Raw genomic sequence first — 11,775 nt, 5'->3', positions numbered from 1 at the left:
AAACTCATGCGCAACCGTTGGCTGTCGTTCAATCTCGTTGCCGCCGTCTGCGTGACGGTGCTGGCGTTGGTCGCTTCGGTGCCGACAGCGCATGCGGCCGATGCGCCGGAAGCGCCGAATCCCACGCTGTTCGACGTGCCGGGCAGCGGCTACGAGCCAATCAAAGGGCAGCCGTTCTTCCTGCTCTCGGATGCGAGCTACGGCACCGATCAGGAAGCGCTGGTCCGCCTTGAAGCCCCGGGCCGCGAATACAAGGACGAGCTTTCCCGCTACGGCGGCGCGGACATCCTCGTCTACCGCGTGCCGCAGCCGCTGGAATTTCTGAGGGCGCAGAAGAATCTGCACCGCATCGACGTCAAGGCCAACTACACGGGCGAAGGTCTGGCCAACACGCTCGCCTATCTGTGGGACAACTGGACGCGCCAGGCCCGCCGCGCCTGGCAGCGCGTGCTGTCGTTCGCCACGCGCAGCAAGGCCGTGGAGACCGCGCCGCAGTTCAGCATGGGCGATCAGATGACCGCGCCCACGCGCTTCTCGAACAACCCGCAGTACGCGCCGCTCAAGGGCTACGAACTGCTGGGCCGCTTCCGCTACCCGATCTGGGATGCCAAGCCCATCGCACCGCCCAAGGATGTGAAGCTCGAGGGCAGCAGCAGCGAATGGATGCCGCAGAACGCCGGCAACGTGATGATCCCGGTTGGCAAACTGCCCGCCGGTTTGTACATCGTTGAAGCCGTGATTGGCGCGTACCGTGCGCACACGCTGCTGTTCGTGTCGGACACCGTGGCCGTCACCAAGGGCACTTCGCAAGGGATGATGGTGTGGACGGCCGAGCGCAAGAGCGGCAAGCCTGTTGCGGGCGCATCGGTGAGCTGGACCGACGGTGTGGGCGTGCTCGCTTCGGGCACCACCGAAGCCGACGGCACGGCCGACCTGCGCCACGTGTCGCCCGAACGCAGCTACGTGATCGGCAGCGACCGCGCAGGCGGCGTGTTCATCTCCGAGAATTTCTATTACGACAGCGAGATCTACAACACCAAGCTGTATGCCTTTACCGATCGTCCGCTGTATCGCCCCGGCGACGAGGTGAGCGTCAAGTTCATCGGCCGCAACTTCAAGAACGCGACCGAATCGACCGTGCCGGCGGCCGGCGACATCAAGCTGCAAGTGCTCGACCCGAATGGTGCGCCGGTGGCCACGTCGACCACGCGCCTGACGGGCGAGACCGGTGCCGACGCGCGCTTTACGCTGCCGTCCAACGCACCGGCCGGCGGCTACTCGCTGCGCTTTGATTACAACGGCGGCACCTATGGCGGCGCCTTCCGCGTAGCCGAATACATCAAGCCGCACTTTGACGTGAACCTGTCGCTGGACAAGGTGAGCTACGGCACGGGCGAAGCGGTCAAGGGCAAGATCAGCCTGCGCTATCCGGATGGCAAGCCGGTCAAGAACGGCAAGGTATCGGTCAGCCTGCGCGCGCAACAGGTGACGATGGTGGAAGGCGAACTGCGTTACGCGGGCCTGTTCCCCGTCAAGCTGGAGCAGCAAGAGCTGACCACCGATGGGGACGGCAACGCCAAGCTGGAACTGCCCGCCGCCAAGGAACCGAGCCGCTACGTGGTGACCGTGTTTGCCAACGACGGCGCAGCGTACCGCGTGAAGGTCACGCGCGAATTGCTGATCGCACGTGGCGCCACGCCGTACAAGCTGTCGACCACGTCGAACTTCACGACGCCGGGGCAGAACGTGTCGTTCACGCTCACGCCGATGCCGGTTGTCGGTGGCGCAAGCGGTGCCAGCGCGCCGCCCGCCAAGTGGGATCTGGTGCGCCTGGAAACGCGCACGCGCACCGAAGGCACGCTGGCGCCGGATGCCAAGGGCAATGCCACGTTCCCGGTCAAGTTTGACCAGCCGGGTTCGTACACGCTGTCGGTGCGCGATGCGGCCGGCAACCTGCTCGCCGCATCGAGCCACTGGGTGGCCGGCGACGGCGTGCAGACCGTGCCGGGCAATATCGAAATGGTGTTCGACCGCGACCGCTATCAGATTGGCGACACGGCCGAAGCGCTGATCACATTCCCGCTGCCGGTGGACGATGCGTTGCTCACGCTGGAGCGCGACAAGGTCGAGCGCCACGCGCTGCTCACGCGCGGCGGCGAATGGCTGAGCCTGCAGAAGGTCACGCCGTCGCAATACCGCGCGCGCATCAAGATCGGCGCGGAGTTCGCCCCCAACATGACGTTCTCGGTGCTGTACGTGCGCGACGGCGACATGGTGTTCCAGAACGCCGGCATCGTCGTCACGCAACCGACGCTGGACTTGGGCGTGCATGCGGACAAGGCCGTCTACGCGCCGGGCGAGACCGTCACGCTGGACCTGACCAGCGCGCTGGCGGGCAAGCCCGTGCCGGCCAACCTGACCGTGTCGGTGGTCGACGAAATGATCTACGTGCTGCAGCCTGAAGTGGCGCCGAGCATCGTCGACTTCTTCTATCACCCGCGCCGCAACAGCGTGCGCACCACGTCGAGCCAGAGTTTCATCAGCTACGACCTGGCGCTCGCCTCGCTGCCGGGCAAGCCAGGCGGCACGTATGGCCGTCACAACGAGCGCGGCGTGAAGGTGCTCGAACGCCCGCGCCGCGACGAGAAGGACACCGCAGCCTGGGTCGCCAATCTGCAGACCGGCGCCGACGGCCGTGCGCGCATGACCTTCAAGATGCCGGATTCGCTGGCGCGCTGGCGCATCACCGTGCGCGCCGTGTCGACCACCGGTGCATCGGACGGCATCGTTGGCCAGCGCACGGCGAGCATCCGCTCCGACAAGCCGCTGTACCTGAAATGGACGGGCCCGCAGCGCTTCCGCGAAAGCGATCAGCCCCGCCTGGACATGGTCGCCTTCAACCAGACCGACAAGGACATCACCGCCGACTGGATCGTCTCGGGCGCCGGCCTGAACATCAACCAGCGTGTGACGCTCAAGCGCGGCGCCAACTACCTGCGCGCGCCCGTCACCGCGCTGCAGGCGGGTGTCGTGAATGCCGAGCTGAAGCAGGACGATAAGGTTTCGGACCGTCTGCAGACCACGCTCAAGCTGGATGCAACGGGCTGGCTGGCCGACCGTGAAAACGTCGTCCCGCTCACGCAGTTGCAGGGCACGCGCCTGCCGCTTGGCCTGCCGGCCGATGCGCGCGACGTGCGCCTGCGCGTGGTCGGCAACACAGCCAGCCAGTTCGCCCGCGTGGCGGATGACCTGATCGAATATCCGTACGGTTGCGCCGAACAGACCGCCAGCCGCCTGATCCCGCTGGCAATCGCTCAGCAAAGTCTCGCGGCCACCGGCACGCGACTGGGCGACGGCGGCCCGGCCGGCACGCAAGGCGTCGACGCGCTGCTGCGCACGCAACGCCAGCGTCTGGCACTGCTGGCCGGCACCAACGGCACCTTCGGCTGGTGGGGCGAGCTGACCACCAGCAGCGCGCTGATCACGTCGTATGCGTATTACGCGGATTGGCTCGCCAGCCGCTCGGTCGGCATCAGCCTGCCGGCAGACAACTGGAAGCAGGTGCTCGAAGCCTACAAGCGCACCAGCCAGAACGAGCCGCTGCTGCACCGCGCGCTGGCGCTGTGGTTTGCCAACGAGATGGGCCTGCCGGTGGCAACACCGCTGTCGGGCGTGGCGAACGAGCTTGCGCCCAGTGGCGGCAAGGCGGCCAAGGCCCCAGCCGATGCCGATCCTGCAGCGGGTGACAGCCTGATCTTCGTGGCGCCGGATTCGCCGCGCGGCCGCCAGGTGGCGACGGTGCTGACGGCACAACTGATGCGCCAAGTCGGCCAGCCGGTGCCGGAAGCGCTTGTCTCTGCTGACATTGCTGCCCGCAATGCGCTGGCCGCCGACACCTCGCCGCTGGTGCAAAGCCTCCTGCTGATGGGCGGCGGGCGCTCGGCTGCCGATCCGGGCCCGCTGCTGGCCCGCGCCAGCGCTGCCATGCCGACGATGGATCGCGCTGTCGCGCTGGTCTGGCTGCAGAAGGGTCTGGGCGGTCTGCAAGGCGCGAGCGTTGCCGCCATCCAACCGGCTGTTGCGGCTGGTGGCTGGCAGGCGACGCGCTCTCCGGTCGGTGTGCCGACGTGGCGCTGGACTGGCGCGCAAGTGCCCGCCGCGCTGGACCTGACGGCGGCTCCGACCGACGTGACCACGCAATCGGCCATCGTGTCGTACCGCAGCCGCGCGGCAGAGGCCTCCAAGCTGCCGATCACGGTGGAGCGCAAGCTGTACCGTCTGGAGCCGATCGATTCGGCGCCGGCCAAGCCGGACCCGAAAGCGCCCAAGCAGCCGGCGGCCGACAGCAGCAGCGGCATCGCCTTTACCGCCAAGCCGGTCAAGCCGGGCGACACGCTCGACAGCAATGCACTCTACGTCGACGAGGTGGTGCTGACGCCGCGCCAGGGCACGTACCGCTACGGCCTGGTCGAAGTGCCACTGCCGCCGGGCGCCGAAGTGGAAGCCACCACGTGGGGCATCCAGATCGACGGCCTGAAGGGCGAGCCGAACGAAGGCAACGGCGCGCAGGCATTCGAGCGCAAGGCCACGTACGAAATGGGCCAGCTCTCGTACAACCAGCCGGTGCCCGCGCTGGAGCGCCCGACCGTGCTGCGCCAGCTGGTGCGCTTCTCGCTACCGGGCCGCTTTGCGTTGCCGCCGGTGCGCTACTTCCGCATGTACCAGCCGGAAGCCAAGGCGTTCCAGGGCGACGGTAAGACGGCCAGCTATCCGTTCAAGGTGGAGTGATCTGGCGATGCGTTCCCGCCTGCTCGCGCGTGGTGTGCTGACCGGCCTGTTCTGGGCTGCCGGCGCCTGCGTGCTTGCCGGGCAGGCTGTGCACGCCATCGCCGCGCCGGTTGGCCAGCCCGTTCCGCAGCTGCGATATGCCGCTTTGCAAGGCGACGAAGCCAAGCTCTGGCAATTCGGCGCTGACCCGGCCGGCGGTATGCCGCAAGCCACCGCCTTGCCGCGCGACGCCGAAACACCGCTCGGCAGCGTCTGGAAACTCTTCGTCTACAGCTACCTCGTCTCGCGCCGCATCAGCACGCCCGACTACACGTGCCACGGCAACGACGCCGAAGAGGTCTACTGCTGCACCGCCGGCAACAGCGTCGACCGCGAGCGCGCGCTCATCCAGTCGTGCGGACGCTATTTCGAACCGGCGCGTCTCGGGCTGGACCGCGCGGACTGGCGCCGCTTCTGGCAGCAAGCCGGATCGCCCACGTGGCTGCGCGACCTGCGCACCATGCAACCGACGCATCGCGTGCCGGTCGCCGATCTGCTCACCGCGTTGCGCACCGTCCCGGCCGATGGGCGCGAGACCGCGGCGCAAACGCTCGTTTCCGTGCTGACCGTCGGGCGTGGCGAGGGCACGGTGTCGGACTTCGGCGGCCTGCTGCGCGCCAAGACGTGGACGATGCCCGACCCGCAGCGCCCCGGCGCGTCGATCGGTGGTGCCGCCGGCTGGCTGGCCGACGGCACGCCCGTGTGGCTGGGCGGTGCCGGGTCGAGCAACCAGGTGCTGGCCGCCGCCGCACCGCGCCTTACGCCGTTGATCGAGCAGACGCCTGTGCCCGACGACGATGCCTGTGTCGTGGTGGATTTCTTTGCGCGTTATCCGATTCGTGAGGTGCGCGACGTCAGCGGCAAGCCGGTCACCGCCAGTCGCCTGGAAGGCCGCTACGCCGTGCGCTTCGTCAACGGCAACACGCTACCGATCGAGAGCCGGGGCGAGCTGACGCTCGCGCGCCCGAACAACGTGCCTGTCATCACCGGCCGCCTGGGCATGAACGACTACGTGGCGCGCGTGGTCGAGCGCGAAGGCGAACTCGCTGAGCCGCAGGCCGCGCGTGCGTTGGCCGTGGCGGCGCGCAGCTACCTTGTACAGCACGCCTCGCGCGACAAGGGCTGCTACCGCATCGCCGACAGCTCGCGCACGCAGCGCGTGCTGCCGCGCCCGCCGCAGCCCGCCGCGCGCAACGCGGCCGAGTTTACGGACACGCTGGTGCTGACCGGCCAGTCCGTGCAGTACCACGGCACCATCAGCGCGCGCGGCCAGATGAGCTGGACCGCCGCGCGTGCCGCTGCTCAACGTGGCCAGGGGTTCGACGCCATTCTCGCGCAATGGTGGCCGCAGGCGACGCTTACGTCGTTCCAGAGCCCGGTGGCGGGGGATTGCTCTCCCGTGGCGGGTGCGCAGCAGTGGCTGCAGGCGCGCGCGCCGGGTTGGTCGGCGCGCCTAGCTGCCGAGCCCGGCTACGAGGCACCGCCGCTGCCCGCCGTGTGCGTCGTGCACGAAGGTCGGCCCTACGCAGACGCGCGCCGCAACCGGCTCTACGTGCACCGGCTTGCCACCGAGGAAGACCGCATCGCGCTGACGCACGAATATCTGCACCTCGCCTTTGCGCGCCACCCGCGCGGGCAGGACGAACAGTTTGTCGAGGCGATGGCGCGTCGCCTGATCCGAGGGGAGGGTTTGCTGTGAAGAGTGGGATGACGCGCTTGGCGCTGGGCACCGTTGCGCTGCTGCTGGCCGCTTCGGCGCTGGCTGAGCCGGTGGCCGATCTGGAGGGGCCGATCGGCGGCTGGCGCAACAGCAAGCTGACCAACGAGCTGGAGCAATACACCGCGGCGTATCCAAAACCGCCCGTGGACCGCGGCGCGCAAAAGTACCGCACGCTCATCGCCGGACGCATCCGCGCAGCTGGCAAGCAGCGCCGCCCGCCGGTGCTTGTGGTCAACGGCAACGCCATGCCGCTGTATGGCGATGCCGAAGGCCGCTTCGCGCGCCCGTGGGCATTCGGCCCCGGCTCGAACAGTGTCGAAATCGTGAGCCCTGACGGCCAGTCGCGCCAACGTCTGCAGTTCTACGAGGCCGACACAACCAAGACGTCGGCCAAGCTGCGCGCCGTCCTCACGTGGGACGACCCGCGCGCCGAGGTCGACATGCACGTCATTTCGCCGATTGGCGATCACGCCTTCTGGGCGCAGCCGCTGCTGTCCGACGGCGGCGGGCTCGACGTGGACAGCGTCGACGGCGCCGGCCCTGAGATTTTCTCGACCGCAGCGCCGCGCCCCGGCGTCTGGCTGTTCTACGTGAACTACTGGGGCAACTTCAACGCTGGCGGCTACAACTTCGACGAAAAGGCGCACGACCGCGATCTCATCACCGCGCAACTGACGCTGATCTATAACGAGAACACGCCCAACGAGCGGCGCGAGTTCGTCAGCGTGCCGCTGCGCAAGATCGGCGAGCTGGCGCTGATGAAATCGATCCGCTTCTGACGTGACGCACATGATGCCTTCCACTTTCCGTCTCGCTGCTGCCATCGCACTTGCCACGTCTGCGGCCGCTGGCAGCGTGCTTGCGCAAACCGACGCCGGCAATGTCGAGATCACCGCGCCGCTCAACGGCTGGCGCAATTCGGCAGGCGACGACTCTCGCTACACGCAGGACGTGCACTACCCGGCGGTGTCGGTGTCGACGCCGCAAGGGCAGGGCATCGCGTCGATGATCGCCGGGCGCATCCGCAACCAGCCGAAGGCTGCCGCAGCAACGGACGAAAACAAGCCGCGCCGCCGCCGTGGTGCCGATGGCTCGTCGGTGGGCACGCTGATCGTCAACGGCGTGGCCATGCCGCAGCGCATCGAGGCCGACGGTACGTTCTCGCGCCCATATGCATTTGGCGCGGGCAGCAACAGCGTCGAGGTGCGCAGCGCGCGCGGTGATGCCAAGCGCGTGCAGTTCTACGACAGCTACGCCGGCAAGCGGCGTCCGCGTCTGCGCGTGGTCCTGTCGTGGGACACCGACGGCACCGATCTCGACTTGCACGTCATTTCGCCCGATGGCCAGCATGCCTGGTACGGCAACCGTGTGGTCCAGAACGGCGGCGCGCTCGACGTGGACGTCACGACCGGCTATGGTCCTGAGATCTATTCGAACCCGGCCCCCGTGCCCGGCACGTATCTCGTCTACGTGAACTACTACGGCAGCGGCAACGACAACAGCATCATCACCACGGCCACTGTCAACATCATCACCGACGAGAACACGCCGTCCGAGCGCCAGCAGACGTTTGTCGTGCCGATGCGCAAGGCTGGCGATCTGACGCTGTTACGCAGTTTCACGATGAAGTAGCCACACGCTTTCGGAGCCGCCATGGATACGCAGACCGTTGCCGCGTACGACACCCTTGCTGAGGCTTTCGCGCAGGAGTGGCGCGAGCAGCCCGCGCCTGAAGACCTGTACGCGTTGCTGCGCCGCGAGTTCAAGGCGGGCGGCGCCACCGCCGACATCGGCTGCGGCGCGGGCCGCGAGGTGGCGTGGCTCAACGCCAACGGGTATCCGGCTGTCGGCTACGACGCCTCGGCAGGGTTGCTGGAAGCGGCGCGCGAGCAGTATCCAGGGCTGTCCTTCCGGCAGGCACTGTTACCGGAGTTGGTCGGTATTGCCGAAGGCGCGTTCGACAACGTCCTCTGCGAGACCGTCATCATGCATTTGCCGCCCGAGCAGATTGGTGCGTCGGTGGAGCGCCTGGTGTCGTTGCTGCGCCCGGAGGGCACGCTGTACCTGAGCTGGCGCGTCACGCCTGAGGCCGACCAGCGCGATGGGCGCGGCCGGCTGTTCGCGTCGTTCGATGCGGCACCTGTGCGCCAGGCGCTGGCCGGCACCGAACTGGTCTTTGACGAGGCGGCCGTTAGCCAGTCGTCGGGGCGGACGATCCATCGCATCGTTGCGCGCAAGGTTTGACCACAGCGTTGCCCACAATCCGAGTGTCCTGATTGACCACCCCTCGGCGGGGTTTGTCACAATAGCGGTTTCGCCCAGCCCGCGCGTGACATCGCGCGCACCCGCCCGTCCCGATGTACGACTCCCCCGCCATAGACCACGCGCTGCAGGCGCTGCCCGAAGACACCGCCGCCGCCACGCATGCGGTGCTGCACGATGTGTTCGGCTACAGCGCCTTCCGCGGCCCGCAGGCGGAGATCGTCACCCACGTGGCGGACGGCGGCGATTGTCTCGTGCTGATGCCCACCGGCGGCGGCAAATCCCTCTGCTACCAGATTCCGGCGCTCGTGCGGCACCGGCGCGGGCAGGGCGCCGGCATCGTCGTGTCGCCGCTGATCGCGCTGATGCAGGATCAGGTGGCCGCGCTGGAAGAAGCCGGCGTGCGCGCCGCGTATCTCAACTCCGCACTGACGGGCGCCGAGGCCGCCCAGGTCGAGCGCGATCTGGCGGCAGGGCGGCTGGATCTCGTCTACGTGGCGCCCGAGCGGTTGATGACGCCGCGCTTCCTCGACTTGCTTGAGCGATCGCGCATCGGCCTGTTCGCTATCGACGAAGCGCACTGCGTGTCGCAATGGGGGCACGATTTCAGGCCGGAGTACATCCAGCTTTCCGTGCTGCACGAGCGTTTTCCGCACGTGCCGCGCATCGCGCTCACCGCCACGGCCGACGCCGTCACGCGTGACGAGATCGTTGAACGGCTGGCGTTGACGGACGCGCGCGTCTTCCTCTCCAGCTTCGACCGCCCGAACATCCGCTACACCATCGTTGAGAAGGACAGCGCGCGTCAGCAGCTGCTGCGTTTCATCCGCGCCGAACACATGGACGGCGACACCTGCGACGCGGGGATCGTCTACTGCCTGTCGCGCAAGAAGGTGGAGGAGACCGCGCAGTGGCTGGCCGAGCAGGGCATCCGCGCGCTGCCGTATCACGCCGGGATGGACTCTGAAGTGCGCGCCCGCCATCAGGCGATCTTCCGAAAGGAGGAGGGCGTCGTGATGGTGGCGACCATCGCCTTTGGCATGGGCATCGACAAGCCCGACGTGCGTTTCGTTGCGCATCTGGATTTGCCCAAGAGCCTGGAAGGCTATTACCAGGAAACCGGTCGCGCTGGCCGCGACGGCATGCCGGCCAACGCGTGGATGGCGTATGGGCTGTCCGACGTGGTGCAGCAGCGCCGCATGATCGACGAGTCCGACGCGGACGACGTGCACAAGCGCGTATCAACCGCCAAGCTCGAAGCGCTGCTCGGCCTGTGCGAAGCGGCAAGCTGCCGCCGTGTGGCGCTGCTCGCGTACTTTGGTGAAAGCAGCCAGCCGTGCGGCAACTGCGATACGTGCCTGACGCCGCCGCAAACCTGGGACGCCACGCGCGAGGCACAGATGGCGCTGTCCTGCGCATACCGCGTGCAGCAGGCCAGTCGCGTGAGCTTTGGCGCCGGTCAGCTCATCGATATCCTGCGCGGCAACGCGACCGAGCGCATCAAACAGTGGCACCACGAGACGCTCTCCACCTTCGGTATCGGCAGCGATTTGTCAGAAGCCGCGTGGCGCGGCGTGTTCCGACAGTTGGTCGCGCAGGGCTTGTTTGCGGTGGATCACGGCGGCCACGGCGCGCTGATCCTGACCGACGCGGCGCGCCCCGTGCTCAAGGGCGCGCAGTCGGTGATCCTGCGCCGTCAGGCCGAGAAGGTGCGTGGCTCGTCGTCATCGTCGACCAAGAAGGAGCGTCGCGCCGATCCCGCCGCCGAGCTTTCCGCCGAGGCACAGGTGCGCTGGCAGGCGTTGCGTGCCTGGCGTACGCAGGCCGCGCGTGAGCACAGCGTGCCCGCATATGTGATCTTTCACGACACCACACTCGCGCGCATCGCCGAGACCGATCCGGATTCGCGCGAGGCGCTCGGCGAGCTGCCGGGCATTGGCATGGCAAAGCTGGACCGCTACGGCCAGGCGCTGCTCGACGTGCTGGAGAAATGCCGCGAGCAGGCTTAAGCGGACGGCGGCAATGGACCCATCACGCCGCTGCTGCGGATGTGCTCACCCAGAAAATCAACAAACGCCCGTACCTTCGGCAGTAGATGCACACGCTGGGTGAAGACGGCGTGCAACGGCACCTCGCGCGCCGCGTAGTTCGTCAGCACCGCCTGCAAGCGGCCGGCCGCAATATCGTCGCGCACCAGATACGCCGGCCCGAGCGATACCCCCAACCCTGAACGCGCCGCCTCTCGCAGCACAAGGCTATTGTTGGCCAGCATCGAGCCATTCACATGGGCGATGTGGCGCTGGCCGGCGGCGTCCGTCAGCACCCAGTCGTGCGATCCGTCGTAATTGGCGTAGACGAGGCAGTTGTGATTGCGCAAATCCTCCGGCGATTGTGGAATCCCCCGCTCGCGAAAATACGACGGCGCCCCGTAGATGGCGTGCGCGCAACTCGCCAGCCGCCGCGCCACCAGAGAAGAATCCTCCAGCATGCCGATGCGGATCGCCACGTCGATGCGACCTGCGACAAGATCGGCGTAACGATCGTTCATGTCCAGATCGATCTGCACGGCGGGGTAGCGCGCCTGGAATGCGCCCAGCAGCGGTGCCAGCAATGTCACCGCAAACGAGGCCGGCGCCGACACCCGCAACGTGCCGCGCGCCTCATCGCGTAAGGCGCTCACGGCCTGCTCCGCAGCATCGACGAGCGCCAGACCCTCGCGGCTTTTCTCGAAGAACGCCGCGCCCGCTTCGGTGAGCGACAGGCGCCGCGTTGTCCGTTGCAGCAGGCGCGTCTGCAACCGAGCCTCCAGCCGCGCCAGCGCCTTGCTGATCACACCGCGCGACATGCCCATCGCATCCGCCGCCGCCGACAAGCTACCGCGCTCCACCACCTGCACGAAGATCATCACGTCAGAGAGTCGATCCATATTTGCGCGCTTGCGGAGACAATATTGCGCCAAAGGCTAC

At 67.6% G+C, this 11,775-nt stretch carries 7 protein-coding genes; 6 read left to right on the top strand and 1 reads right to left on the bottom strand.

Features of this window, described 5'->3' with window-relative positions:
• Positions 1-6 precede the first annotated feature (6 nt).
• The 6 genes from NG898_RS25685 (at position 7) to recQ (ending at position 10,818) form a co-directional block, all read left to right on the top strand.
• Positions 7-4,788, top strand: coding sequence for an alpha-2-macroglobulin family protein (locus tag NG898_RS25685; RefSeq protein ID WP_252695043.1), 4,782 nt, complete (start codon positions 7-9; stop codon positions 4,786-4,788).
• Between the two features lie 7 nt (positions 4,789-4,795).
• Complete coding sequence (locus NG898_RS25680; RefSeq protein ID WP_252695042.1) at positions 4,796-6,526, top strand: DUF2300 domain-containing protein; 1,731 nt, start codon at positions 4,796-4,798, stop codon at positions 6,524-6,526.
• A gap of 8 nt (positions 6,527-6,534) precedes the next feature.
• Positions 6,535-7,326, top strand: a complete 792-nt coding sequence (locus NG898_RS25675) for a YfaP family protein (protein ID WP_252695041.1) — start codon at positions 6,535-6,537, stop codon at positions 7,324-7,326.
• Between the two features lie 10 nt (positions 7,327-7,336).
• The gene (locus NG898_RS25670) at positions 7,337-8,179 is read left to right on the top strand and encodes a YfaP family protein (protein WP_252695040.1); all 843 of its coding nucleotides are present in this window, start codon (positions 7,337-7,339) and stop codon (positions 8,177-8,179) included.
• A 21-nt stretch (positions 8,180-8,200) separates the two neighbouring features.
• Complete coding sequence (locus NG898_RS25665) at positions 8,201-8,791, top strand: class I SAM-dependent methyltransferase (RefSeq protein ID WP_252695039.1); 591 nt, start codon at positions 8,201-8,203, stop codon at positions 8,789-8,791.
• Between the two features lie 113 nt (positions 8,792-8,904).
• A complete protein-coding gene (gene recQ, locus NG898_RS25660) occupies positions 8,905-10,818 on the top strand; it encodes a DNA helicase RecQ (protein ID WP_252695038.1) in 1,914 nt (637 codons plus the stop codon).
• Here recQ and NG898_RS25655 read toward each other — a convergent pair.
• Positions 10,815-11,735, bottom strand: coding sequence for a LysR family transcriptional regulator (locus NG898_RS25655; RefSeq protein ID WP_252695037.1), 921 nt, complete (start codon positions 11,733-11,735; stop codon positions 10,815-10,817). The genes recQ and NG898_RS25655 overlap by 4 nt on opposite strands.
• Between the last annotated feature and the right edge of the window lie 40 nt (positions 11,736-11,775).

Origin of the sequence: Ralstonia mojiangensis, assembly GCF_023955645.1 — a bacterium.
Taxonomy (GTDB): domain Bacteria; phylum Pseudomonadota; class Gammaproteobacteria; order Burkholderiales; family Burkholderiaceae; genus Ralstonia; species Ralstonia mojiangensis.
Note: the sequence above shows the minus strand (reverse complement) of the source record. Positions and strands in the feature narration are given on the sequence as shown.

Excerpts from the sequence above, each read along its gene's own strand:
- NG898_RS25680 (WP_252695042.1), top strand. The coding sequence starts at position 4,796 with ATGCGTTCCCGCCTGCTCGCGCGTGGTGTGCTGACCGGCCTGTTCTGG.
- NG898_RS25670 (WP_252695040.1), top strand. The coding sequence starts at position 7,337 with ATGATGCCTTCCACTTTCCGTCTCGCTGCTGCCATCGCACTTGCCACG.
- recQ (WP_252695038.1), top strand. The coding sequence starts at position 8,905 with ATGTACGACTCCCCCGCCATAGACCACGCGCTGCAGGCGCTGCCCGAA.
- NG898_RS25685 (WP_252695043.1), top strand. The coding sequence starts at position 7 with ATGCGCAACCGTTGGCTGTCGTTCAATCTCGTTGCCGCCGTCTGCGTG.
- NG898_RS25665 (WP_252695039.1), top strand. The coding sequence starts at position 8,201 with ATGGATACGCAGACCGTTGCCGCGTACGACACCCTTGCTGAGGCTTTC.
- NG898_RS25675 (WP_252695041.1), top strand. The coding sequence starts at position 6,535 with ATGACGCGCTTGGCGCTGGGCACCGTTGCGCTGCTGCTGGCCGCTTCG.
- NG898_RS25655 (WP_252695037.1), bottom strand. The coding sequence starts at position 11,735 with ATGGATCGACTCTCTGACGTGATGATCTTCGTGCAGGTGGTGGAGCGC.